The sequence below is a fragment of the Gilliamella sp. Nev5-1 genome (assembly GCF_001690895.1).
GTDB classification, from domain to species: Bacteria; Pseudomonadota; Gammaproteobacteria; order Enterobacterales; family Orbaceae; genus Gilliamella; species Gilliamella apicola_C.
In genome coordinates this window covers 17,786-44,623 of record NZ_LZHO01000068.1, presented here as the reverse complement: position 1 = coordinate 44,623, position 26,838 = coordinate 17,786, and the positions used below count along the sequence as shown (strand labels likewise).

Below are 26,838 nucleotides of genomic sequence, written 5' to 3'. Positions count from 1 at the left end.
ATTTTGCCATTGATGTTATTATTGCTGTTATTTGCCTTATTGGCTTATCTATGCATAATATTTGACTTTAATATTGCTAAATGCTGTTTGTCTTTTTGCCAAAAAGTTTCAGGCTAAACCTAACTTTTCAGTATAAAAACGGAACTAGTTATGAATATTCGAGATCTAAAATTGTATTTACATTTGTGTGAAACTTGTCATTTTGGCATGACAGCTAATGCCATGCATGTCAGCCCATCAACGTTATCGAGACAAATTCAACGTTTAGAAGAACACTTTGGCCATGCACTGTTTATTCGTGATAATCGGCAAGTACAAATGACTCATGAAGGGGAAAAAGTAAAGCGTTTTGCCCAGCAAGTGATCAATTTGCACCAACAAGTACGGCAGGATTTAGATCAATCAGAACAACAATTAGTTGGGGAGTTAACTCTATTTTGCTCTGTTACTGCAGCCTACAGCCATTTGCCTGAAATACTTGATCGTTTTAGGATCCACTATCCATTAGTTGAAATCAAACTATCAACGGGCGATGCCGCCGATGCGGTTGGAAAAATACAATCCAATGCTGCCGATTTAGCCATTGCAGGAAAACCTAAACAGCTACCTACGGGCATTGAGTTTTTAAAATTTGGTGAAATTGACATGGTTTTGTTGATTCCCAAACTAAATAGCTCATTTAGCGATAAATTGCATCAAAAAAAACCTGATTGGCACAATATCCCTTTTATATTGCCAGAACATGGCCCAAGCCGTCACCGCATTGATTTATGGTTTAAACAAAAGAAAATAACCAACCCAAAAATTTATGCTACTGTCGCAGGGCATGAAGCGATTGTGTCGATGGTTGCTTTGGGTTGTGGTGTCGCCTTATTGCCAAAAGTCGTGATGGACAACAGTCCAGAAAGAGTCCGAGAACGAATTACAGAATGGTCCACCAATTTAATGGAGCCATTTGATGTAGGGATTTGTGTGCAAAAAAGACGCTTATCTGAAAAAATCATTGCCGCTTTTTGGAAAATTTGTAATTTAAATTTACTCAATAACGAATAACAAAAATTCGTGTATAATTACATAGTAAAAGACTAAAACTATCATAATAGGTATATTAATCAATAAATAACCATCTAATTTTTGCAATAAACCATAATAATTATATCTGCTAAAACGTGATTGCAACGGAATTAAAAATGAAACAGAAAAAAATAAAAACATTAGCCAAATTGGTATTTTTTGCCCTTGTCGCCATGCCATTAATTGCACAAGGAAAACCAACAAAATCAACTTCATTGGGCGAAACCGCAAAAACAAACACAGTTCAAGAAAATACTAGCAAAATCACCAATACTGACAATAAAACAACTCCTGATTCAAGCAATACCGTTGCGAGCATGGAATCAGCAGTAAATGAGAAAGTAGTAAATGAGAATATAGATGCTCAGAGCCATAACACAAAAAAAATTGACAATACAATAGTAAAACCTAAATGGCTAGTTCGCAGTACCTTGGCGTATTATGATGGCGATAGCAACGATCTTGTTACTGCTGGGCTCGGTTTTACGCCATTATCAACCAGTAGTATCACGCCTGACGTTGAAATTCCGACCAAACCACACTTTCAAGAACGCCGTCAAGCCAAGCTAAATCGCTATATTGATACTAAAATTGGGGAAGGATCACTATTTGGTTTTAGGAAGCAAGAATTAACACCTTTATTTGACGGCAAATTTGCAGGCACCGAAATAACAGCCGTACAAAGAAATGATGGCGTAGGTATGTTATTACAAATCCCAATTGATTTTAATAAACATAAGCCCTGCATTGTTGCAGTTCCAGCTAGTGATTCGGACGGGATATTAAATGCCAAAGATGTCCAAATTCGTGGATTATGGGGACTTCGTCACAACTGCGCAGTGGTCTATAATGACAAAGGATTAGGCAACGGTATTTATGATATGGAACACAAAGTTGGCTTTACCGTATGGGGAGAAGTACAAACTGGTAATATCTTATTTTATACTTCAATTGATAATAAAGAAAAATACATAAAAAAATACCCGCATCGCTATGCGGTAAAACAGTTGCACTCAAAACTAAATGCCGAAGCCCGCTGGGGTGAGCATGTATTAAAATCCATAGAATTTGCCTTTTATGAACTCAATAGTATGTTTTCACCTAATGATCAAGCTATCTTTAACAAAGATAACACCCTTGTTTTAGTCTATGGCGCAAGCGATGGTGGTGGAGCAGCATTAAAAGCCGGCGAATTAGATGACCAAAATATGATTGATGGTATTGTTGCGGTCAATCCACAAATTCAACCAAAACTTGATAATACCCCTGTCTCGATCAAGATAGGCGATAGCAAATCACACAAACTACAAGCCAGATCCATTGCCAATTACAGTGCTTATGGCGCATTATATATACCATGTGCAATCCCAGCAATAAAAGCACATAAAAATGATTCTTACGTGCCGTATGCCGATTACTTTCTTTATTCACAAGAACGCTGTAACGCCCTTAAAAAAGCAAAATTACTCACCACAGGCACGCCCAAAGAAGCACTAGAAAAACTACACAAATATGGTTGGACACCAGAAATGGATATCCAGCTACCGTATTTTTACTATACTGAATCTATCGGACTGCCTTACCAATATATTAGCGCATATGGTAAATACGATGTCACCGAAAATATGTGTAACTTTTCAGTGGCAAGCACTCAGCAAAATCCAATTAATTATACAGGTAAGGTTGCACCATTAGAGGAAATATCGTTTCAGCAAATATGGGGAATGGCCAACGGGCATTTACCGCTATGGAATGGACCGAATGCAACTATTTTGGATCTTGTTGAAAACGAGGATCTCAATACACCAAGGCGAGAGTTCTATTCTAGCTCTCAAACGAAGGGGATAGTTGATTATGGTACTAAAGGATCTATTTGTGTTTATAAAAAATCACAAGAGCCACGCGTTGAGCAAGGTATAAAACAAGTTAGCGCTTCTGGCAACTTACATGGCATAAAAACCTTTATTATACATGGACGTAATAATGTTAAACAACTATCAAACTACACATCGCGCCCTTATGTGGCATTAAATAGTTTAGTTGAAGGAAGTCAGTCACAACTGCGATATATTGAAGTTGAAAACGCTAGTTACTTAGATGGTAGGCCACCGTTTGACAATACCTTATTACCGATTGATTATTATGGTGAAGACGCCATTGAATGGTTATGGGCTAACTTAACCAACAAAGCAACATTACCTGTAAGCCAAGTTGTGCGCACAAAGCCTCGCGGTGGTAAAAGTGGCTATGCCCCACAAGTAACAAACAAAAATCTAAAACCGATTAGCCAATTGCCAAATCGTAAGGATGTTATCCAAATAAACGATGGTAAACTAATATTACCTAATTAATCGAAAAATACTCACCGCTATCGGCTTAAGCTACAGTGTATAAAACTTAAACCGATAGCACTAAATCCAACTTAGTTAATGCCTTGTTTTACTGTTAAACAAATTTTAGGATATAACAAAAAAAACAGCGCCTCTAATTGGCCATAATGTTGTTTGATATCAATAATCGTTTCTTCTAGCAAATATAATTTCGGTCGCCGCTGTGCCATACCCGCTAACACGTCGCCAACAAAATCGAGAGATGCATAATTTTCGAGCCACAACCCACGCCACATCGCATTCATAAAGTGCTGATAATCAACTGGATAAGCGCTAATATATGGTTGGATATGCGCTTTGGTTACTTGATTAAATTGAGCTACACTAGGCAACAGCCCATAACTATCCCAATGCTTTGACAAAAAATGATCCCATACAATATCCAATGTAATGGGGGCAACGCGCTGATACGATTGACGGAACAGTAATTTAGCTTGTTTAACTTCAAGCAAGTTATCAGTCAAGCTATCAATTTTTCGGTGCAACATAATGCCATCAGCAATATCAGTATCATAAATTAAATACGGATCACCTTTAACAAAATCGGCCACAGTATTACCAATTAACGAGCTATGTGCTAACGTGGCCAAATGTAAATGAGCAAGAATATTCATAAAAAAGCAACCGCTAATTATTCACGATGTTTAAATTCACCTTCGACAAAACCTTCTCGCCAATAGCTAGTAATATGAAAAGCATCCGGCGGTAAATGTGTATATTTATCCTTAACCGCATGGCGAAGAGCTTGTGCTAGCGAGCGCTCCATTCCTCCCCAAAACAGCAGTTTACCTTGCCTTGATAAATTAGCGTTGATTACCGCATTAATTAATTGATGGGGATTATCTGAATTTTGTACTAGCCAACAAACTTCAATATCTTTATTGTCTGATAATGAAACAATATCATTTTTATGATTTACTTCAATGAAGGCAAAAGCTTTATGCTGTTTAGGTAGATGCCCAATCGTATAACAGATCGCTGGCATGGCTGAAACATCCCCCATTAACACCAAACAATCATCAGTAAACTGCAATTTACTGGCGGCACCAATCAAACCAATTTGATCCCCAACCTTAGCTTTTTGTGACCAAACCGACGCTAAACCAGTCTGATGAATAGCAAAATCGACAAAAAACTCATTATTAGCACATTCAAACTCACGCACACTATAACTACGAACAAGTCGGCGTAATTTATCGTCAACAACGATTTTATTATTATCATCAAACTTGGGAAATTCTATTTTACCAGTTAAAGGATCAGGAAATAACAATTTTAAGTAAGGACAAATCCATAAAGGATTAATATCAACTTGCTTATTACAACTAAATTGGACACGAATAAAACTAGGCGAGATTTTTTCAACATTTAATACTGTGAGTAATGCATTAACAATAGCTTTTTTATTTACTTTGATTTTATTATTTTTTTCATCCATAGCATTGCACCTTATAGTGAGTAATATTAAGAATCATCATACAATAAAAATGTTAGAGTTATGCTATTTTTACAATTGAAAAAGGCAGATCAGCTTGTTCCACGCCAAAGCAGCAAAACAAGCTCAAGTCAAAAAATAGGTAAACAAAAATAGGTAAACAAAGTTAAAACGTTAGTGCACCAAAAGCACTACACCAATCGTCATCAAACTTAGTGATTGCCGCATCGACTGCTGGATCAGAAATAAACAGTTCAGCCACATCTATGGGCAAAGTAATCGATTGGCATCCAGCCAGCATACAATCTAACGCTTGTCTCGGTGTTCTAAAACTGGCGGCTAATACCATTGACTGTGGGCAATGCAAATCTAACAATTTTTGTAATTCTTGCACAGTATCTTTGCTACTTCCACCTTGAGCATCAATACGATTAACATAAGGCGCAATATATTTAGCGCCCGCTAATGCTGCTAAAAACCCCTGCCCTGCGCCATAAACAGCAGTACCTAAGGTTGGAATGCCTTGCAGGGTGAGTTCTTTGATTGCCATCAACCCTTGCGCATTAACGGGAATTTTTGTCACAATCGATGGCACTGCTTTTCTTAGCTGATGCGCTTCTTTTATCATCTCTTCAGCATTGCTTGACAATACTTGCGCAAATAACAGTTTATCAGCACCCAGCACGTCTTGTAATTCAGCCAATAATGAAAAAATAGACTTACCTGCTTTTGCCACAATACTAGGATTGGTGGTTACGCCATTAATTGGCAACACTTTAGCTAAACGTTTAATGGCCGTAACATCAGCGGTATCTAGATATAGTTCCATGGTTCACTCCTAATTCAGATCAATCATCATCTATTAACTTAGAACAACATTTTTATACTAAACATAGTAAAAAAAAATCACCCAACCGCCTAGAAGACGTTTTTGCCATTTACTGGATTTATATACGCTAGATGAAAAATTTAGACTTAGATCACACAATCATAAATTAAAAAATACCCTATTAAATAAAAAATAATTTATGTTGATTTCATATTTTTTATATCTGTATATAATCTCAACAATTGCGCACAACTTGATTTATCATCAATTTAATCTTATGACAGATTTCATTAACAACAAATTAACTAAGTTAGTCAATCACCCGCTAACAATCAATCACATCTATTTCGCTAATAACAGCAATTGTGCCCCTTTACATGCCTATCAAGTCGATTTTCCTAGAATTGAGATCATCTTAGATGGTAAACAAAAAATGCTATGGGCTAATAACGACGGCAACGTACTTGAAAAAGTACTTTCAACCAACGATTTACTTTATGTCACAGCTCACAGTTGGAACAAACCCATTTGGCAAGCCCCATCTACCTTATTAACTATTTTATTTGGCAAACAGCAAATTGCTATAACACTATTACATTGGGATGGCAGACAATTGATTCCCCATGAGCAAGTCAATATCCCAAGGCGTGGTCCTCGGGTTGGCTCATTTATTATTCAAGCATTGACCGAGTTAACTCGGTATAACCAACCGAGCAAACAAAATAAAACGGCTTATCACCTTATTCACAGTTTACTTAGCAACACCCTTGATCTGCTAAATGTCGATATTAAAACATCATCCAAAACTACCAGTCTTTTTGAGGCGATTCGCCAATGCATTGATACGCATTTTCGTGAAGATGTTACGCGTGATTTTTTAGCCAATATGTTCTATATTTCGCCCAATTACTTATCACATCTATTTCAACACGAAGGTAAAATAGGATTAAATGAATATCTTAATCAAATTCGCTTAGAATATGCCAAATTGCTATTAAAGGATTATGAGCTAAATATAAAAGAAATTGCTCTAGCATCGGGGTTTAAAGATAGTAATTATTTTTGTCGGATTTTTAAAAAAAAGACAGAGCGAACCCCAACTGAGTATCGGCGGCAGTATCATAGTAAACTAATGATGAAGTAAGCTGGCATAAAATAGGTTTTGATATATATAAATTAGTATTGAATAAGCTATTTGTTGTTAACTTCCAAACTTTTGATATTCAGCGATAGTGCCAAAAATGGCACAACACAAAACACCGCAAATAGCTATTTTTAGACTAAATTTATACTCGTTTTCACACTTAAAAAATAGGTTTTAAACTTATAAAAGTCGTTCAGAAAAGCCATTGATTTTATTTAATTTTATATCTTATCTTACGCTTACCCATTTATTTTGTTATCTCTATTTTGTCGTTATCATTGAGTAAAGTGTTAGGTTTGTTATGCTTAAATAATCTCATTATAAAAAATCCGAGTTAGTTATTGAAAATGTCCTAACTCGGATGCACTAAAATTACGCAACAAAAATCAATCTAACTTAGGATGCTGATCGACTAAATTCTGACGCTGTTCTTGCAATGTTTCAATCTGTTCATCAATATCTTCGACCTTATGTTCAATCGAATCAAAATGTTCTGATAAAATTTCTTTTGCTTCTGACCGATCAGATGCAGCAGGCGTACCGCCACGCAATGGTCGATTAGCGGTTTCTTTCATTTTTATGCCAGTAAGTAAACCAACTAATGCCACAGCCATTAGATAATAAGCTGGCATATATAAATTATGACTTTCTGCAACTAACCAAGCGATAACTGTTGGTGTAGCACCAGCCACCAATACCGAAATATTAAAAGATATAGCCAACGCACTGTAACGAATACTGGTTGGAAAGATAGCAGGTAAAATAGAGGCCATAACGCCAGTAAAACAGTTAAGTAATATAGCCAAAATCAACAACCCTAAAAAAATAAGCCCAATAATATCGCTGTTGATCATAACAAATGCAGGATAAGCAAGAATTAATAACCCCAAGCTACCGCCAATAATAAATGGCTTTCGACCGATTTTGTCGCTAATAAAACCAATCAATGGTTGCACAAATAACATACCAATCATGATGGTAATAATAATTAACACGCCATGATCTGTATCATAATTTAAATTGTGAGATAAATAACTAGGCATATAGGTTAACAGCATGTAATAAGTCACATTGGTCACAATCACCAGCCCTACACAAATAAGTAAACTCCGCCAGTATTTTGTAATGATCTGTTTAAATGTCATTTTAGGTTGATTTTCAATATGATTGCGATCATTGTGATCCATTAAATCAGTATGTTGTTGAAATGCAGGCGTTTCATCTAATGCATGACGTAAATAAAGCCCAATCAACCCTAATGGTAGGGCAAATAAAAATGGAATTCGCCATCCCCATTCATGAAACACTTCTTTACCAAGAATACTTGATAACAATACCACTAAACCCGCACCCACTAAAAAACCAGCAATAGAACCAAAATCTAACCAGCTCCCCATAAAACCACGTTTGCGATCTGGCGAATACTCGGCAACAAATATCGCTGCGCCAGAATATTCTCCACCAATTGAAAAGCCTTGCGCAAATTTAGCTAACAGTAATAACACCGGTGCAACAATGCCAATTGAAGCGTAAGAAGGAATTAAGCCAATACAAAAAGTACTTAACGACATAATGATGATAGTGATGGATAGTACTTTTTGGCGTCCAAATTTATCACCAAGCATACCAAAAACCACCCCGCCTAACGGTCTAACCAAAAACGGTACCGAAAATGTGGCTAATGCCGCCACCATTTGAACACTAGGCGATGCATCAGGAAAAAACACTTGCCCTAACACATAAGCTAAAAAGCCATACACACCAAAATCGAACCACTCCATCGCATTACCGAGCGCTGCTGCAGTAATGGCTTTTTTTAACTTGTTATCATCAATTATGGTAATATCGTTAATATTTAATGGTTTGTTTTTGGATTTTTTTGTCTTTTTCATAGAATACCGCCTGTTTACATACAAAGAATAAAAAAAGGAATGATGCAACAAGGTAAACGGTTACCTTTTAATACACAAAGAACGTACTTTTTAGATTACACATTAAGAAATGTGCTTATCAGCTAATTAAAATTGAAGCAAAAATACAGCAAAGATAAAAAATGAGGATAATAAAAAAGCAAAAACCGATGTTTTATTGTCTATCTTGATTTCTACTAAATAGCAACAAAACAATTCCTTTTCGTGAAAATTGAGCACTAATTATAGCAAAATAACACGATATTGTAAATATTCGGCTAATTAGCCAGCCAATACTAAATATTTCACACATTATTTTATGCTGAGTTAGCGATTTATCTTTTTGAGCAAAAATAGATCCCAATTACAATGAATATGATCGAAACAATATGGAAATATGCAACTTGTGTATGTAAAAAGACAATACTGAAAATACCTGCTGACAAAGGAATAATGTGAGTATATATTTGCCCTCGTGTTGCGCCAATAGCCACAATACCTCTATTCCAAAATAAATAAGAAAGCCAAGATGCAAAAACAGCAATATACAATAAGCCAAGCAAAAAACTCGTATCCGTATAATGAGCAAGGTTCTCAATAGGATGAAAATAAAAATAGACTAACGCAATAGGCAACAACATAACCGAGCCTAATACGGCACTCACAGTCACAAAGGCATTACCTGATATCGATTTATCTTTTAACCGTAAAAATGCGCTATAGCAAGCCCAGCTTATTGCTGATGCCATCGCCCATAAATCACCTTTATTAATATTGCTGAGCTCACTTAAATTGGCGACATTTCCTTGCAGAATAAGATAAATAACCCCCATAGTACTGAACAAAACACCTAAAATATTATTTTTTGAAATTGCATCATTAAATAGTAATTTATTCATTACTAAAACCATTCCGGGTGTGGCTGATAAATAAATTGACGCATTGAGCGATGAGGTATATTGAAGCCCAATATATAGCGCTAATGGAAATATAATTTGACCAAAAATAGCCAGCAAACATATTGGCCAGATTGACTTTTTAATTTTGGATAAGTCGCTACGCACTTGGCTATGATAAAGGCACAATAGTAACAGCGCAGTAATAACCCAACGTCCTTCAGATATCACCATGGGATCGGCTTGGGTAACTAAAACTCGCCCCACCACATAATTACCGCCCCAAAAACAAGCCGCTAATGTCAGCAATAAATATGGCATGATAATACCTTTGAATGTTAAACAAAACTGTGATAGTAATATTATATACCTAAAAATAATAAGAAATAACTTTTTTGAGAACAAACGCTTTACTCATTGTAAAGCAGGTTATTTATTATTAAGTTTTTCAAATTGCAACGATAACATCAGTTTAATCTAGAATCCTTGCTTGTTATCATCTAAAATGGATAAAAACTGACAAAGGTAATGACTATGCGTTGGAGAGGCCAAAGAGAAAGCGATAATATTGAAGATCGTCGCTCACAATCGATTGGTGATTCAGGTGCTCGAATCCCTATTGGTGGTAAAGGTAAAGTTGCGTTATTGCTGGTGGTATTAGTTGCTGGCTATTATGGTGTTGATTTAACAGGGATACTAAATTCAGATCTTATTGACACAAATAGCACTGAACAAAGCTCAAACCAATATTCAATTAATGATGAAGATGCTGCCAAATTTACATCAATCATTTTAGCAAGCACTGAAGATTATTGGCATCAAGAATTTCAACATTTAGGTAAAACCTACACTCCTCCTAAATTAGTGCTTTATAATGGCGCAACCCAAACATCTTGCGGTATGGGTAAAGCTTTTATGGGACCATTTTATTGTAGTATTGATAAAACTGTTTACCTTGATACTTCGTTCTATCGAGAGTTAAAGCTACGGCTGGGCGGTGGAGGTGATTTTGCACAGGGTTACGTAATCGCTCACGAAATTGGCCATCATGTGCAAAATTTGCTTGGAACATTTGACCAAGTGGAGCGGTTAAAGCAAGGCCAAGCAAATATCGATAATAAATTATCCGTTAAGTTAGAATTGCAAGCCGATTGCTATGCGGGGATGTGGGGGAATGCCATGCAAAAAGAGAATATTCTTGAAGTTGGCGATATTGAACAAGCGTTAAACACTGCAAAAGCCATTGGCGATGACCGCTTACAACAGCAAAGCGAGGGGCGCATTGTACCCGATAGCTTTACACATGGCACATCTGAACAACGTTACACGTGGTTTAAACGTGGGTTTGATAGTGGTGCAATAAACCAATGCAATACCTTTACGAAATAGATAATAAAAGGCGAATAGGCTATGCGTTAATGATTACTTATTAACTTTGGCTACTCATTCGCCTTTAATTGACTTGGCTAGCAGTGTCTTTTTTAACCAACATGCAAAATAACAACGATATTGCCACCATAATCAATGCAACCCAATAAATAATCTTATGCCCATAAATATCAGATAACACTCCTTGCAACATTCCAGCTATAATGACGCCAAAAATAACACCATTATTAAATAAAGTCGATGCGACCCCCATTCGAGTTGGCAATAGATCCTGAAAGTAAATAATACCAATATTTGCAACAATCCCAATAAATAATGCGTTAAAAAGTTGTAGTATTAATAAAGCATATTTATCAGTGCAAAGAATCAAACCAGTATAAAAAATTAGCCCACAAGTAATCGCAATAAAAAACAGATTTCGTTTACCTAAATAAGGCACTAAATATCCAGCGATGAGCATTACTGGAATTTCAATACCCGCAGCTAGCCCCATTAATACGCCAGGTAAAGAATCGGGCAAATGTAAGACTTCATCAACATAAAGTGGCATATCGATGATATACATCATATTCGCAGCCCACATAAATACAGTAGATAACAGTAAACATAGCACATTTCTGTTCTGCCAAAGTGGTTGATTTGCTACTTTTAGATCTAGGTTGTTATTTATTGATGAGGTAGGATTTTTTTCAACTGAAGGTAAAAATACAGCAACAAATAGCATCGCCACCATAAACATACCCATGGCAGCTAAATACATTGCCGTAAAACCAAAATTAATAGCCAAACCAAATGAGATTGGTGGACCAAATACCCAAGCCAGTGAAAGTTGAGCCCGAATAAGCGAATTAAATGCCACAACATTACGCCCTGTTTTAACAGCATATTCGCGCGCTAATGCAAAAATTTGTGGCATAGCAGCCGACGATAACGCCGCAAATAAAACGCCCAAGGTAATTAATATCAAATAATGGCGCGTAAACGCAAAAGTGATACTGTTAGCTACGCCCATTAAACAGCAGAAGATAACAATATAACGCCTATCGCCTTTTGTGTCGGAATATTTAGCCAATAGAAAACTCCCAACAATACTGGCTAAGGCATTAATCGAGAAAAAAAGCCCAACCAGACGTGAATTAACATTAACATCGAAAGTTAAAAACCGACTTAATGTGGGGGCTTGTAAAGCACCAGCAATTCCAACAACAAATGTAGTGACTAAAAAAGCAACAAAAATAACGCTTTGCTTTTGGCGAAACGAAGAGATATTAGTCATAAAAATACACTGAAGAATTAGATTAAAGGGATTTTGACCAATTATATACTTAAATTTAATATAAACGTAATAAAATTAAAAATAAATAAGGCAACGTATTTTTCCTCACTTTACTAATAAATATGCCTTTAGATTTTGCTACCTTTATTAATATAGGATTTATTATATTTATATGGTAATGATAACTCTGTTTGCAAAAATGGCGGGGCATTAAGAATTAGTCACACCAGATTGTAAAAATTAAAGAAGTAATGATCACCACTTATCGCTATGCGAACATTTAGAAAAACTTAAATTATTTATATTTCATATAAATAAAATCCTTCCTCAGTAAGATAAAAAACCTGTTTGTTATTTGGATTAGCTATAATAGGCGTTATTAAAAATGAACGAAGATCATCATGATTAATTGCATATTCGATAAAATCAATAAGTTGAGTTTTTAATGCTTTCACAACATGCCCTTTGCATATAGCTTTTTTACCTTTATAGTAAATTAGGTTATGTGCTATGTAAAAGCTATCACTTTGAAATAGATGAACAAAATTTGAAAAAGATTGCGTAAATAAAGTTAAATTTCCCTTGCATACGATATCTAACATATTAAGAAATATATGCTGTTTTTCTGCTCCTAATATAAATTCTTTTGGGTTTAACTTTTCAAATGCGTAATAATTTTTCATTGGATTATTTGTGTTTTTTATGATATTAACAATTATAATATATTAAGCCGTTATAATGTTTTTATTCATTGCAATAAAGTACACAAAATAGTCGTAAAATAAGCTTAAATAGTCACATTGAATACTGCATCTTACCATGAAAATAGTGTTCATTGATTTTGTTGCATTACTGTTGGTTTACAAATATTTCCATCGGTAATCTATTCGCTAAAAACATTTTAATCTGCCAAGATTCTCTATCAATTTATATTAATCTATAAATGCGTTGAAAAAGAATATAGGTAATAAGTAGTAGCCCCCACTATGGTAAATTCATCAAGCGTTGTTCTTTCATTTATGTGTTTAGGTAATATTATGTAGAACTTGCAATTAACTTCTTTAATCTTCTAATTTCATTAATTAATTTTGGTATATCTTGTCGAGCATGAGCAATAAATTCTTGATCGGCAATAGTTGCACCAATAAGTTCAATATCTTCACCGCGGTTATTTTTATCACCTGTCATAATAAAATTACTGCCACTGTTATGATCGCGACCTTCAAGATAAGAGATCCAAGGACCTGACGTTGCTTTCTCACATCGCATTTGTATCAGTTTTAATTCATCATCAGATAGATTAGTCGTTCGTTGCATAATCAACCTCGCAGGCAAATTGATGATAATGGATATTATTTTTTAGTTAATTGCATTTTTAGCTTTCTTATTTCAGGAGTTAGCGCAAAACAGTCCGCTAATGGTTCGTCAGATAATGACCAATACTCAATTAGTTCCATATGATAATTATAATCCTGCAATAAAAGTTTTAGGGCTTGATTAATCGTTAAGGTGGATACACTAATACCTGATGAAACTAAATCATTCGTGACATCCAGTATCAAAGTCATTAATATACGTTTTTGTGTTTTTGAATAAGTTGAATGAGTATAAGCACGAATATATCTATCTAACCATTCTTCGGTTCGGTATTGCTCTGGCAATTCATACGCCCAATCTTGAGTGAATTTATCACCACTTGGTAAATGTAAATCATGACATAGTTTTTTTAGTTCATACATCTTGCTTAATTTTAGATTTTAACGGTTATGTTGCTGATAATTACGTTACTTATAATTAAGTTAATTAGCCAAGATTCAGCGCAATATTTTTTGACTACGACTTCATTATGCTAACTTAATTCCAATTCGGAGCATTAAAGTATATTAATTCAAGTAATTAGCTAAATGATATTATTTTAATAATATTTGAAAGCATTGCAAATTTTTCACATGATCTTTTGCAAAGAAGGGATTGCTTTTTGATCACATTCTATTCCTAATAGCAAACTTTCTTTATAAAAATGCGATTTCTGCAGCATCTATTTTTACTATTGACATGTTTTTCATTTTAATACCTATACCATGTTCACTATCCCCTGACCACGCAAACATCAAGCCGTACTCATCTTTTTCATCTAGCAATATGTAAATTTTTGTTAATGAAATTTGTGATAGCGCTTTATTACCATCTTGATTATAAACTTGAGAGATATATGTAGTCATTTCATTATTGATGATGCTGTATAATTCAATTTGATGGGATGTAATGAAATCAATAGCATCTTTCATTTGCTTGTTATACTCAAATGATTCCAAATAAATAACTGGGATAGGTTGCTGGCCAAAGCGTGGCAAAATAATATCTACTGCGATGCCTTCGTCTTCGACAACATAGCTTATGGTGTTTTGGCTATTTTTCTTTTATTGTTCTTTATTTGCTTTGACAACAGGCTATAAATTAGAGCTAATCATAGCAAAGGTGGAATTATAGTACTCCTGATTGAATTATTTTTTGTTTTTTTCCTCCCCATTCGTCATCAATCATATAGTGTGCGACGATTGGGGTTGAGGTAGCTACAAAAGTAAATTTATAAAAAACTTCATCACCTTCACAAATTTCATAATACAGCGAATATAATGGCGCACTTAATGGTAAGTCAATGGTAAACTTTTCTGTAGCAGAGGCAACTTCAACGTTATATTCATGATGGGTGTAAAAAGGAATAGCAATACATCGTAAGGTTTGAGTATCTATTGTAAAACTATCTGCTAATGTTAAAAAAACATTTGCGCCGAAAGTATCATCAGGTAACGGATCAAAAATGGCATAATCACGATGAATCACTGCACCTTGCTCAATGTTTTTCTGCCCCCACTGCGACAACGCTTCACAATACGGTTTGGATCTGACTAAAATTTGACTATTTGATATTAACAAATCCACAATTTGTTGGTTATTTTGCCTCATAAATAATACTCGCGTTTACATTTGATAAAATCATCAAACCAAAAATAATATTTATTATAAGTAATATATATTATCAATATTTGGCTTATTGTAGAATAACGTTCTATGTTAGGCTTGTTATTGCTAATTCTTAGATAAAACAAGGTTAATTGGGTTATTTAATTCGATAGTTATTTTAAAATTAGCGCTGGATTGTACTATAAGGAAATTGTTAGGTAGTTCAATTGCATTAATAAATGGATTTGATGTTTCAAAATAGATCACCCATTTTAAAGCATTTTCTGGTGTTAAGTAGGCGATAAAACCTTCAGAGCCATAACTCCCCTCTCCCAAATAGCAGTTATTGCCATCATTTAGGGTTATTTTTTTGATGATATCAATACTAGTTATATTATCAGGATCTTCGCTCAAAAAAAGATTCAAATTGAATGGCTTCCCCTTTTTTATAAATAATTGGGGATAAAATTGGGTTGCAAAAGAAATTGAATCACCAGTGGCAAAGTAAATGCCATCTTTTATCGGTAGTGTTTGCCTATCCCATAACGCCAATATTTTGGTCATCTAATCACCCTTTAATACTTATAAATAGATATCCAAAAAGCATTTTATTGTATGTACCATGAAATACTCGTTTTATACAATTGTTATTAATTATCATTACCTGATTTATATGGAATATTAATGAAGTTAACTTTTTGTTTTTCAAATTTTCCTTTATATTGCTTTAAAGTTGAATGATTAACTACACTGTATTTATCTAACTCATGATGCAAAGTGCCATCATCCTCCCAAGAACATAATGGGCAAACATCGTATTGCCCTTGATGTTCTAAGGTTAAATAGCTACAACATGGGCATATATGCAAAATATCTTCATTTCCAATAATAGTGATAGGCTCATTATATAGATCACTAACGTATTTTTTTAAATAGTGATTAGAATATCCTTTTAGCTTAATATCAATAAAATAGTCCAATAAAAATGTTTGAACGGCATCATCAAAAATACTTGTATATGTTAAAGATTGACCATGCCTATCAAGGTAATTAGCAAAGAGAATATTCTCAATCTTTTTTGTTGGACATTGTATAATCATATTAATAGCTAATTGTGTTAAAGCAAGTTTACGGCTAAGTGTCTTCATTACAAATACCCTATCATTATTATTAACCTATCTATTTCATGATTTTATACAAAATTAAATGTTATTTAATATGTCACAATTAAAGTTATTTTGATTTAGGTTCATCTTATTTAAAACCAATCTTTTGATATCATTAAATATGTTGTAAAGCTTCAATGTGATTGTCCTTCATCATAGATAGTATTAAGTTTTATTGTGGCTGAAATTATCTAATTTAAACAAAAGATAGTCATATAATTTTTTCGCAAAAAAATTAGCATGTTCACTTTTTACTATTAAATTAAAAAAATAATATTGATCATACAACTCATCAATCATAGGGTCGGAAAGCATAAAAAACTCAAGGTATGCTAAATATAATTTTTTTATATCATTAGAGATTTCTTCTAAAGAAATATGATAATTTGTTATATCATAAAAAATATTAGTGTATTGATTATTAATCTTACTTAACTCTATAAAAGGAGCTCGCTTTTTCTCACAAAGCGCCCAATGAAGAGCCCTTGCCTTATCATTGCTATAAATAAATTTCATAATTTATAGAAAGTCCCACGTTGTTTATAGTAAGTTGAAAAACGATTAGGGTTGGAATCTACATAATAAAACAAAATTAATATCCTATCATCAATAAGACATAGGATAATTACATCACAAAAATAACGATTATAGATTTAGCTAAATGTTTGGTAAACTAGCCATTTATAATGACTAAAAAAGCTAAACAACTAATCCAACTCAACTACAACATACTCGCTCAACTCATTTTTAATTAATCCTCCTTATTTAGCACATAATGAAAATAAAAATAATTTTCTTTTTTATTTTTTAGCGTACAATCAAAATCATCCACTCACTTAGGTAATGTTATGTTATACAATAACAAATACATACATCATCATAATTGTCATAGTAATTGTCAAAATATAGCACACAATCATGTACAGATGCCTCATGATATAAATTGTCATCAAGAATCCACGCCTTGTTGCGGAGGAGATACTCATACTACCAAATCCCAAAATAACTTTGGCGATCCTCCAGAAGATCCTGATAGGCAAAACCAACATGTTAAATTAACGTGGAAAATAGCCGGTATGGATTGTGCCAGTTGTGCTCAAAAAATTGAAAATGGTTTAAAAACCTTACCTAATATTAGCCAAACAAAGATGATATTTTCTACCGAAAAATTAATGGTTTTTGTTCCCCAAAAGAATCAGGAAATTATTCAATTAATTGAAAATAAAGTTATCGAGTTGGGTTATAAACCTATTTTCGAGCCTTCCAATAAGCATTCGCATCATCACGATCATCATCATTTTGACAAAAAGGCACTAATCCCTTTAGTTGTATTAGGAACTTTAATTGTGATGAGTTATATCCTGTTATTATATAATCAAACTATTGGCGAATATGCATTTATGGCAACCGCAATAATAGGGTTAATTCCTATTTTGAAAGAAGCATTGGTTTTAACGCGCAGTGGTACACCATTTGCGATTGAGTCGTTAATGAGCGTGTCAGCTATTGGTGCTTTATTTATTGGGGCAGCCGAAGAAGCCACCATGGTCATTTTTTTATTTATGATTGGTGAAATGCTAGAAGGTATTGCAACAAGTAAAGCAAAAAAAGGCATTTCCTCGCTCGCTCAGCTCATGCCCGAAGAGGCTGTAATAATCATTGACGGAGCACGAAAAACCGTTGCCAGTCATAGTTTAAAACCCAATGATATTATTGAAATTTCATCAGGAGGGCGGTTGCCTGCTGATGTGATTTTGATGAGCGAACAAGCCAATATTGATGAAAGCGCATTAACTGGCGAATCCATTCCGGTTAATTATCTTTCAGGCGATAAGATTTTGGCTGGTTCGTTGGTGGTTGATAATACAATTCAACTTAAAGTGGTATCAGAAGTCGGACAAAATGCGGTTGATCGTATTTTACAGATGATTGAAGATGCCGAGGAGCGCAAAGCGCCTATTGAACGTTTTATTGATAAATTTAGCCGTTACTATACGCCTACAATTGCTTTATTTGCACTATTGGTAATTGTTGTGCCACCTTTGTTGTTCAATGCTGATTGGTATACTTGTTTTTATCGTGGCTTGACGTTGTTATTAATTGGTTGCCCTTGTGCGCTTGTAATTTCAACCCCTGCGGTGATAACTTCGGCCTTGTCGAATGCGGCAAAGCAAGGTGTGCTAATTAAAGGTGGAGCAGCATTAGAGCATATTGGTTCGGTTAAACTGGTTGCGTTTGATAAGACTGGTACCTTAACTGAAGGTAAACCACAAGTAACCGATGTGATTCCTCAAGATATTTCCAAAGAACAATTATTAACAACGGTTGCCTCGATTGAAAGTGGTTCGCATCATCCTATTGGTAAAGCTATTGTTGATTACGCATTACAAAATCAGTTAAGCATTAATCAGGCCGATAATCGTAAAGCAATTGTGGGAATTGGTATTCAAGGCGAGATTGATAATCAGATTTTTTATATTGTTTCTCCAAACAAAGTTGCGACCGTTTCAACGCCTTTAAATGATGAACACGCTAAAATCATTGCGGAACTTGAAAGTGCAGGTAAAACCGTGGTGGTTGCGGTAACAAATCAACAACTGATGGGCATTATTGCTCTGCAAGATATGTTGCGGTCAGATGCAAAGACTACAATACATGAACTTAATCAGCTTGGTATTAAATCTTTGATGCTAACAGGTGATAATGCACGAGCGGCTAAAGCTATTGCCGATCAGTTAGGTATGGAATACCGCGCTGAACTGTTGCCTGCCGATAAGTTGATTACCATTGAAAAGCTCCACAACACAACGTCAATTGCTATGGTAGGTGATGGTATTAATGATTCGCCAGCCATGAAGGCCGCAACGGTGGGTATTTCCATGGGAAGTGGCACAGATGTTGCGCTAGAAGCTGCCGATGCCGCATTAACTAAAAATAGCTTACTCAGTTTACCTAAGTTAATTCGTTTGACTCGCTTTGCGAGTCGTAATATTAAACAAAATATTACCATTGCATTAGGAATTAAGCTGATCTTTTTGATTACCAGTTTGTTTGGTTTTACTGGACTGTGGCTAGCAGTGTTGGCTGATTCAGGCACGACTGCGATTGTGACTGCTAATGCCCTTCGGGTTTTGACATTTAAAAAATAAAAGTTAAGAATATATTTACTTAATCTATTCCGCTTGTTACAAGCGGAATAGTTATTTTAAATAATTTTAAGTTTATTATTCATCAATTCTTAATGATATTTCGCCACCAATATGGGCATTAATTTTACCGTTTTGTTCTAACAATAAAGCGCCTTGCTCGTTGATGCCTTTTGCAATGCCGCGAATGGTATTATCACCAATTAATAGTTTTACTAGTCGATTGGCAAAGTTATCTAGTCTATTCCAATCATGAATAAATGGTGCTAAACCATGTTTTTCAAATTCGATTAATTGACTTCTTAAGACTTTGGCGACTTGAGCCACAAGTAAATTACGATCAACATTACCTAAATTAGCCCATTTTTGGTTAACTATGTTGGTATCGGGGTTTGTCATGGTTAGATTGACACCAACACCAATCACTACATGGGCACAATCACCAGTTTTACCGGCGAGCTCAACTAAAATACCTGCTAACTTTTGGTCGTTAAGGTAAAGATCATTTGGCCATTTAACTTTGATCTCTTGGCCTGATAATGTGCGTAAGGTATCGGCAAGTACTATCCCTACCACCAAACTTAACCCCATTGCCGCGGCTACGCCTTGATCTAATCGCCAATACATCGAGAAGTATAAATTGCTACCAAAAGGTGAAAACCATTTTCGCCCACGTCTTCCTCTCGCTTTTGATTGAAATTCAGCCACACAGCAATCACCTGATGTTAATTGCCCTATTCGATCAAGCAGATATTGGTTGGTTGAATCAATAATCGGTAATACTTCACACTGACTATTCGACTGGTAATACTGGTCAATTTTAGCTTTATTAAGCAAATTAAGAGGAGAAGCCAAGCAATAGCCTTTACCTTGTACTGACGTTAATACTATCCCCCACTCGCGCAGTTGTTTGATATATTTATTAATACCAGCACGTGTTATGCCGAAAATGGTTGCCAATTCTTCGCCTGAATGGAACTGTCCATCGGCCAATATTTCAATTAATTTAAGTGGATTTTTGTGGCTGCGCATCCGTTCCTCTTTTTTTAACTAATAAGATAACGAAGTATAACGAAATTATAGCAAAACTAACAAATAAATAGGTATTACTCGTTTTATCCATGATGAATGCTATCACCGCAGGAGCAACTAGGCTACCTAAAGTGTTAGTTAATAGCATTGCTTGATTCATAGCCACAATATTTTGCTTTTTAACACATGAGCAAGCCCAAGCCATCGATATGGGATAAATGGTGTAAATGGTTGCACCTAATAAGATAATTGCCAACGCACCAAACCAATTAAATATTAGCATGATACATGCAACCAACATAAGCAGTGATTCAATTAGCAATACAATTTGCCGTCCAAATTTGTCGGCACACCAATTGGCAGGCATTTGTGCTGCCACTCCTGATAAAATAAGTAAAATCATCCAATTAGCAACTTGAATATCGCTATAACCCAAGTGTGAATAATAAACTGGTAACAGTGAATATAACGACCCAATTAACATACCAGCAATAACGCAACCGGTTAACCCAAGCCGAGAGGGTTTATTTAATATCATTGGCATAATGTCAAAGCTGCTTTTTTTTCTTTTTGGTAATTTATAATGTGTACGCAAAATAAATAAAATCGCAAGCCCCATCAGTAACATAATAACCAATCCAAAATACAAGACATCTTGTGGAAAATACTGCAACAAAGCTTGCCCCAAAACCGTGCCTAAATAATAAGTGGTTAAATAAACTGCAAGCATTTTCCCACGTGTATGCACTGGACCGGTGAGTAATATGCAACTTTCAATCACCACCCAAGTGACAGCGCATGCAATGCCAATAAAAAAGCGCCACATTACCCAGCTATAAAAATTCATTGAAAAACTTAAACCAATAGTTGCAATAGCAAAAATAATGCAACTATAGGTATAAGTGTGTCGAGCATTAAATTTACTAATAAACCAATTGGCAAAAACAGTACCAATCAAGTTACCAGTAAAATAGCTTGATCCCACAAGACCAATTTGCCCAAGCGAAAACTCATTACGCACTAGCCACAATGGCACTTGCGTATTGAGAGCTGACAACGAGATAGTCACAAAGAGTAAACTCGTTAATAAAATAGGAAATGAATACGAATGTTTCATAATGTTATCGCATATAATTTATGGGTTATGTTTTGCGGGCAATTATAATTTGATATTAATTATAAATAACTGTCAGCATTAATTTCGCCCGAGTTGCCGATAAATCGGATTTCTGGCGATAAACTCACCAAGAATTTTTGTAATACACATTTTTTTATATAACGAGCTAATTCAACTACATCTTGCGCTGTTGCTTGGTTTTTGTTAACTAATACAAGCGCTTGTTGTTGATGCACGGCAGCTCCGCCTATTTGATAGCCTTTTAGACCACACTGATCGATAAGCCAACCTGCGGCCAATTTTGATTGATGATTGGCTTGTGGATATATTGGCATATTCGGATAAATTTCAAGTAGCTTATCTGCCTCAATTTTATCGACCACGGGATTTTTAAAAAAGCTCCCTCCATTACCAAGAACTTTTGGATCGGGCAATTTACTGCGGCGAATTTCGCACACTTTATCAAAGACCCTTTTTGGGGTGACATTTTTTGGATCAAAGTTTCGTAATTCACCATAAGTTAGTACTGGTTGCCACAGTTTGGGTAATTTGATACCAACATTGATGACCGCATAACCTTGCAAATATGCTTTTTTAAAGATGCTTTCACGGTATCCATATTGACCATCGGTAACTGTGATGATTTTACCTGTAGCAAGCTCAAGCAGTTCTACATAATCAGCAATGTTTTGAAACTCAACACCGTAAGCACCAATGTTTTGAATAGGCGCCGAACCAACACAACCCGGAATTAATGCGAGGTTTTCAAGTCCTGATATATCTTGCGCAATAGTTGTTGATACTAAATCATGCCAAATTTCGCCAGCCCCCACTTTTAAATGCCACGCTTGTTCGGTTTCGGTTATGGTAATACCTTTTAGGCGATTAACAATAACAATACCATCAAAGTCACAGGTAAAAAGAGTATTACTGCCTTCACCAATAATTATAATAGGTAAATTTTGAGAGTTATCTTGCCAAACTCGTTGTAATTGTTCGACTGTAGTGATCGTGACAACTTTTTGTGCAAAAACAGTTAGACCAAATGTATTAGGAATTTTTTGTTTCATTGATAACTACCTTTATTTTTGTGAAAATAGATGTCCAAAAGTCAATCGATTTTATGTGTTATTTTTATAGTTTGGACTCTATTGCATTTGCTGATTATATTACCACATTGGTTAAGCTTATTTGATTAATTATTTAATCGCGAATAATTTTAATTTTTCTTTAAATTTACTATTAATCGTGCACTTCATAAAACTAGTCTATTTACTTTTTTTCGACAAAAGTGTGACTATTATCAAATTCATCACATTATTTATACAAATATTCAACTAAAGTAACGCTTAAATCTTTTTTGTTTTTTGTTATCGTGTATTATAACTAACCAAGCGATGTTTTTTATAAATTATAGTCTGAATTACTTATTGCTAGCGCGAAAAACAACCACTGTTATTTAATTAGCAGTTATTGATTATATTGTTTGTGCGCAAGTTAAGTTTTGCTTATGAGTTAGAGGAAATTATGAAAAGAGTTTTTATTATGATCCTAGATTCCTTTGGAATCGGCGGCGCTGAAGATGCCAAAAAATTTGGAGATGAAGGTGCAGATACATTGGGTCATATCGCTGAGTTTTGTGCATTAGGTAAAGCGGAACAAGGTCGAAGTGGACCATTGAAATTACCTAATCTAGGAAAATTAGGCTTAATAGAAGCCGCCTATGAGTCAACTGGAGCATATCTTAAAGGCATGATGACAGAAGGCGAAATTATTGGTTCATATGGTTATGCCAGTGAAATCTCATCAGGTAAAGATACACCTTCAGGACATTGGGAAATTGCAGGTGTACCAGTCCTTTTTGACTGGGGCTATTTTACTAATACCACTAACAGCTTTCCTCAAGATCTTTTAGATAAGATTATTTCTCGCGCAAAACTTCCCGGTTATCTTGGTAATTGTCACTCATCAGGCACGATTATTCTTGATGAGCTTGGTGAAGAACATATGGCGTCTGGCAAACCTATTTTTTATACTTCTGCTGATTCAGTCTTCCAAATTGCCTGTCATGAAGAGACATTTGGCTTAGATAGACTTTATGAAATTTGCGAAATTGCTCGTGACGAACTGAATAAAGGTAACTACAATATTGGTCGCGTTATTGCTAGACCATTTGTTGGTAAAAAAGCAGGTGAATTTGTGCGTACGGGTAATCGTCACGATCTTGCTGTTGAACCACCAGCGCCAACGATAATTAAAAAGCTGGTTGATGAAAAACACGGTACTGTAGTGTCAATCGGTAAAATCGCCGATATTTATGCACAAGTTGGGATTACTAAAAAAGTGAAAGCGACCGGTATTGAAGCTTTATTTGATGCATCACTTGAAGAAATCAAACAAGCTAAAGATAACACCATTGTATTTACTAATTTTGTCGATTTTGACTCCTCTTATGGTCACCGCCGTGATGTATCGGGTTATGCTGCTGCGTTAGAATATTTTGATCGTCGCCTTCCTGAGATGTTGGCACTTATTAAACCCGGCGATCTGCTTATTATTAGTGCCGATCATGGTTGCGATCCAACTTGGCCTGGTACTGATCATACTCGAGAACATATCCCTGTCATTGTTTATGGAGATAGTGTGCCAGTTGGATCTTTAGGTCATCGTGAAACATTTGCCGATATTGGGCAAAGTGTTGCCGATTATTTTGATTTATCGCCAATGGATTACGGTAAATCATTTATAAAAAAATAAGTAATTTAAGTTCAAATAATATCGATTTAGAAACAAATATCAGGAGAAGTTGATGTCTACCCCGCATATTAATGCCATTGATAATGCTTTTGCAAAAACCGTTTTAATGCCTGGCGATCCGCTACGAGCAAAATTCATTGCAGAAACCTTTTTAGAAAACGCACAAGAAATTACTAATGTAAGAGCCATGTTAGGTTTTACGGGTTATTACAAAGGTCAAAAAGTTTCAATTATGGGGCATGGAATGGGCATTCCATCTTGTTCAATTTACGCAACTGAACTGATTAAATTTTACGGTGTTGAAAACATCATTCGTATTGGTTCGTGTGGTGCAATTAGTCCTAATGTTAACGTGGGTGATGTTATTGTTGGTTTGGGCGCTTGTACCGATTCAAAAGTCAATCGCTTACGTTTTAAAGATCATGATTTTGCCGCTATCGCCGATTTTGATTTAACTTGTAATGCCGTTAATGCCGCAAAAAAATTAGGTGTAAATGTTAAAATTGGTAATCTTTTTTCTGCAGATCTTTTTTATAGTGTTGAACCTGATATGTTTGATGTTATGGAAAAGTACAATATTTTAGGCGTTGAAATGGAGGCTGCCGGCATTTATGGGGTTGCTGCCGAATATGGTGCAAAAGCACTGGCCATTTGCACGGTTTCAGATCATATTCGAAAAGGCGAAGCAATGTCAGCAGAGCAAAGACAATTAGGCTTTAAAGAAATGATCACCGTTGCATTAGAGTCTGTTTTATTAAATCAAAACTAAAAAATGGCAGGAAATCTGCCATTTTTTATTTTGATCAAATAATTATTTTATTAATATTTGGATAATAGGTTATACAAGATCGCGTTTATTAAGGAATCATAAATGAATATTAAGTTTCAACTTAAAGTTATATTTTTCTTGCAATTTTTTATCTGGGGAAGCTGGTTAATCACCCTAGGTTCTTACATGATGCGTAAATTAGCATTTACTGGTATTGAAGTAGGAGCAATATATGGAACAATGGGCATCGCTTCATTATTCATGCCAAGCTTACTTGGTATTGTCGCTGACAGATGGATACCTGCTAATCGTTTGTATATGCTTTGTCATTTAATCGGTGCGATAACGCTATTTATTGCGGCTTCTGTCACATCACCTTTCATGATGATGATAGTGATACTTGTTCATTGCTTAGCTTTCATGCCTACTATCGCCATTTCAAATTCAATCTCTTATTCATGCTTAGAATCACAAGGACTTGATGTCATTACTCAGTTCCCTTGTATCAGAATTTTTGGCACGATCGGTTTTATTGTTGCCATGTGGCTTGTGAGTTTTTTACAGTTAGAACTTAGTAGTATGCAACTTTATATCGCTGCTGCATCTTCTTTGTTACTCAGCCTTTATTCATTTTCATTACCATTAATTCCAACAACAAAAAACACGAATGATGAAAAAAACATCATTAGCTCATTAGGATTAGATGCTTTTGTTTTATTCAAACAACCTAGAATGGCTATTTTCTTTTTATTTGCAATTTTATTAGGTGGCATTTTACAAATCACCAACACCTTTGGTAATCCATTTTTACATGATTTTGAAAAATTTCCTGAATATGCCGATAGCTTAGTGGTTAAGTATCCTTCCGTACTATTATCTATTTCTCAAATTTCAGAAGTGGTATTTATTTTATTTGTACCTTTCTTTATGAAACGTTTAGGTATCAAATACGTTATGCTAATTAGTATGTTTGCTTGGGTTGCACGTTTTGGTTTATTTGCTTATGGTGATCCATCTCCAGTCGGTTTTATACTATTACTTCTTTCAATGATTGTTTATGGTTGTGCCTTCGACTTTTACAATATATCAGGTTCAATGTATGTTGAAAAATCCGTATCGCCAACTATTCGTAATAGTGCTCAAGGACTATTTATGACCATGACCAATGGGCTTGGTGCTTATTTAGGTTCGGTAATTAGTGGCTTTGTAGTCGATCATTACACAACTACAAGTGGCATTGATTGGCAAACAGTCTGGCTTGTTTTTGCAAGTTATGCTTTGGTTCTAGCTATTGTGTTTATGTTGATTTTTAAAAACGAGAATCCTAATCCACAAGCAACCATAAATTAATAATTCATTGAGTGGTTGTTCATTCCCGCCACTTAATCAATATGCAGGCAGCAATATTAGTTGTTGCCTTTTGCTAGCACAAAATTAGCTTAAAAATATGATTTACCAAACAAAAATATAAATAAGTAATGCAAAATGTATGGCGGGAGGATGTCTTATCAAGGTAAAATACCCTAGCTTATAATTAGCAACAA

At 35.0% G+C, this 26,838-nt stretch carries 25 protein-coding genes; 8 read left to right on the top strand and 17 right to left on the bottom strand.

From position 1 onward, the window contains the following. The first annotated feature begins 150 nt into the window (after nt 1-150). Nucleotides 151-1,053 (top strand): HTH-type transcriptional activator IlvY, encoded by a 903-nt coding sequence (ilvY, locus tag A9G41_RS08795; protein ID WP_065568092.1) that lies wholly within the window; start codon nt 151-153, stop codon nt 1,051-1,053. A gap of 137 nt (nt 1,054-1,190) precedes the next feature. Further along, nucleotides 1,191-3,425, top strand: coding sequence for a 3-hydroxybutyrate oligomer hydrolase family protein (locus A9G41_RS08785; protein ID WP_065580361.1), 2,235 nt, complete (start codon nt 1,191-1,193; stop codon nt 3,423-3,425). Nucleotides 3,426-3,496: 71 nt separating this feature from the next. Here A9G41_RS08785 and A9G41_RS08780 read toward each other — a convergent pair whose 3' ends face one another. The 3 genes from A9G41_RS08780 to fsa form a co-directional block, all read right to left on the bottom strand. Further along, nucleotides 3,497-4,078, bottom strand: a complete 582-nt coding sequence (locus tag A9G41_RS08780) for an acyl carrier protein phosphodiesterase (RefSeq protein WP_065582902.1) — start codon at nt 4,076-4,078, stop codon at nt 3,497-3,499. 17 nt (nt 4,079-4,095) lie between these two features. Beyond that, nucleotides 4,096-4,902, bottom strand: coding sequence for a siderophore-interacting protein (locus A9G41_RS08775; RefSeq protein ID WP_065582903.1), 807 nt, complete (start codon nt 4,900-4,902; stop codon nt 4,096-4,098). Nucleotides 4,903-5,065: 163 nt separating this feature from the next. Continuing rightward, nucleotides 5,066-5,728 carry a fructose-6-phosphate aldolase gene (fsa, locus tag A9G41_RS08770; RefSeq protein ID WP_065568097.1) on the bottom strand — a complete coding sequence of 221 codons (663 nt, stop codon included), beginning with the start codon at nt 5,726-5,728 and terminating at the stop codon, nt 5,066-5,068. Between the two features lie 277 nt (nt 5,729-6,005). Here fsa and A9G41_RS08765 point away from each other — a divergent pair, with 277 nt between their 5' ends. Beyond that, the gene (locus tag A9G41_RS08765) at nt 6,006-6,872 is read left to right on the top strand and encodes a helix-turn-helix domain-containing protein (protein ID WP_075539570.1); all 867 of its coding nucleotides are present in this window, start codon (nt 6,006-6,008) and stop codon (nt 6,870-6,872) included. Nucleotides 6,873-7,258: 386 nt separating this feature from the next. Here A9G41_RS08765 and proP read toward each other — a convergent pair whose 3' ends face one another. Beyond that, entirely contained in the window at nt 7,259-8,764 is a 1,506-nt protein-coding gene (gene proP, locus A9G41_RS08760; RefSeq protein ID WP_065582906.1) for a glycine betaine/L-proline transporter ProP, read from the bottom strand. Between the two features lie 353 nt (nt 8,765-9,117). Beyond that, on the bottom strand, nt 9,118-9,999 hold the full coding sequence (locus A9G41_RS08755; RefSeq protein WP_065582907.1) for a DMT family transporter: 882 nt from the start codon (nt 9,997-9,999) through the stop codon (nt 9,118-9,120). 213 nt (nt 10,000-10,212) lie between these two features. Between A9G41_RS08755 and ypfJ the strand changes: the two genes are divergently transcribed. Continuing rightward, entirely contained in the window at nt 10,213-11,067 is an 855-nt protein-coding gene (ypfJ, locus tag A9G41_RS08750) for a KPN_02809 family neutral zinc metallopeptidase (protein ID WP_065582908.1), read from the top strand. 64 nt (nt 11,068-11,131) lie between these two features. Here ypfJ and A9G41_RS08745 read toward each other — a convergent pair whose 3' ends face one another. The 9 genes from A9G41_RS08745 to A9G41_RS08705 form a co-directional block, all read right to left on the bottom strand. Beyond that, the gene (locus A9G41_RS08745) at nt 11,132-12,343 is read right to left on the bottom strand and encodes an MFS transporter (RefSeq protein ID WP_065582909.1); all 1,212 of its coding nucleotides are present in this window, start codon (nt 12,341-12,343) and stop codon (nt 11,132-11,134) included. A 299-nt stretch (nt 12,344-12,642) separates the two neighbouring features. Then, entirely contained in the window at nt 12,643-13,026 is a 384-nt protein-coding gene (locus A9G41_RS08740) for a hypothetical protein (RefSeq protein ID WP_065582910.1), read from the bottom strand. A 352-nt stretch (nt 13,027-13,378) separates the two neighbouring features. After that, entirely contained in the window at nt 13,379-13,660 is a 282-nt protein-coding gene (locus A9G41_RS08735) for a hypothetical protein (RefSeq protein WP_065582911.1), read from the bottom strand. A gap of 35 nt (nt 13,661-13,695) precedes the next feature. Next, nucleotides 13,696-14,082: a hypothetical protein gene (locus A9G41_RS08730; RefSeq protein WP_065580353.1), complete on the bottom strand. Its 387-nt coding sequence runs from the start codon at nt 14,080-14,082 to the stop codon at nt 13,696-13,698. 273 nt (nt 14,083-14,355) lie between these two features. Further along, nucleotides 14,356-14,631: a hypothetical protein gene (locus A9G41_RS08725; protein ID WP_143425448.1), complete on the bottom strand. Its 276-nt coding sequence runs from the start codon at nt 14,629-14,631 to the stop codon at nt 14,356-14,358. A gap of 196 nt (nt 14,632-14,827) precedes the next feature. Continuing rightward, nucleotides 14,828-15,310 (bottom strand): competence protein ComJ, encoded by a 483-nt coding sequence (comJ, locus tag A9G41_RS08720; RefSeq protein ID WP_075539562.1) that lies wholly within the window; start codon nt 15,308-15,310, stop codon nt 14,828-14,830. A gap of 123 nt (nt 15,311-15,433) precedes the next feature. Beyond that, entirely contained in the window at nt 15,434-15,871 is a 438-nt protein-coding gene (locus tag A9G41_RS08715; RefSeq protein ID WP_065580350.1) for a hypothetical protein, read from the bottom strand. Nucleotides 15,872-15,957: 86 nt separating this feature from the next. Next, nucleotides 15,958-16,455, bottom strand: a complete 498-nt coding sequence (locus tag A9G41_RS08710; RefSeq protein WP_075539561.1) for a CPCC family cysteine-rich protein — start codon at nt 16,453-16,455, stop codon at nt 15,958-15,960. 183 nt (nt 16,456-16,638) lie between these two features. After that, on the bottom strand, nt 16,639-16,989 hold the full coding sequence (locus tag A9G41_RS08705; protein ID WP_075539560.1) for a hypothetical protein: 351 nt from the start codon (nt 16,987-16,989) through the stop codon (nt 16,639-16,641). 332 nt (nt 16,990-17,321) lie between these two features. On the opposite strand from A9G41_RS08705, the gene A9G41_RS08700 reads away from it, so the two are divergent. Continuing rightward, entirely contained in the window at nt 17,322-19,622 is a 2,301-nt protein-coding gene (locus A9G41_RS08700; RefSeq protein WP_081295788.1) for a zinc/cadmium/mercury/lead-transporting ATPase, read from the top strand. A 75-nt stretch (nt 19,623-19,697) separates the two neighbouring features. Here A9G41_RS08700 and birA read toward each other — a convergent pair whose 3' ends face one another. The 3 genes from birA to murB are packed head-to-tail and all read right to left on the bottom strand — an operon-like array spanning nt 19,698 to nt 22,838. Beyond that, nucleotides 19,698-20,651 carry a bifunctional biotin--[acetyl-CoA-carboxylase] ligase/biotin operon repressor BirA gene (birA, locus tag A9G41_RS08695; protein ID WP_065582916.1) on the bottom strand — a complete coding sequence of 318 codons (954 nt, stop codon included), beginning with the start codon at nt 20,649-20,651 and terminating at the stop codon, nt 19,698-19,700. After that, nucleotides 20,626-21,768, bottom strand: coding sequence for an MFS transporter (locus tag A9G41_RS08690; RefSeq protein ID WP_065582917.1), 1,143 nt, complete (start codon nt 21,766-21,768; stop codon nt 20,626-20,628). The genes birA and A9G41_RS08690 overlap by 26 nt, the downstream gene beginning before the upstream one ends. A 59-nt stretch (nt 21,769-21,827) precedes the next feature. Further along, nucleotides 21,828-22,838 carry a UDP-N-acetylmuramate dehydrogenase gene (gene murB, locus A9G41_RS08685; RefSeq protein WP_065588754.1) on the bottom strand — a complete coding sequence of 337 codons (1,011 nt, stop codon included), beginning with the start codon at nt 22,836-22,838 and terminating at the stop codon, nt 21,828-21,830. Between the two features lie 457 nt (nt 22,839-23,295). Between murB and A9G41_RS08680 the strand changes: the two genes are divergently transcribed. The 3 genes from A9G41_RS08680 to A9G41_RS08670 all read left to right on the top strand — a co-directional run bounded on the left by A9G41_RS08680 (nt 23,296) and on the right by A9G41_RS08670 (nt 26,644). After that, on the top strand, nt 23,296-24,525 hold the full coding sequence (locus tag A9G41_RS08680; RefSeq protein WP_065582919.1) for a phosphopentomutase: 1,230 nt from the start codon (nt 23,296-23,298) through the stop codon (nt 24,523-24,525). Between the two features lie 52 nt (nt 24,526-24,577). Continuing rightward, nucleotides 24,578-25,294, top strand: coding sequence for a purine-nucleoside phosphorylase (deoD, locus tag A9G41_RS08675; protein WP_065582920.1), 717 nt, complete (start codon nt 24,578-24,580; stop codon nt 25,292-25,294). 102 nt (nt 25,295-25,396) lie between these two features. Then, on the top strand, nt 25,397-26,644 hold the full coding sequence (locus tag A9G41_RS08670) for a nucleoside permease (RefSeq protein ID WP_065582921.1): 1,248 nt from the start codon (nt 25,397-25,399) through the stop codon (nt 26,642-26,644). The last annotated feature ends 194 nt before the right edge of the window (nt 26,645-26,838 follow it).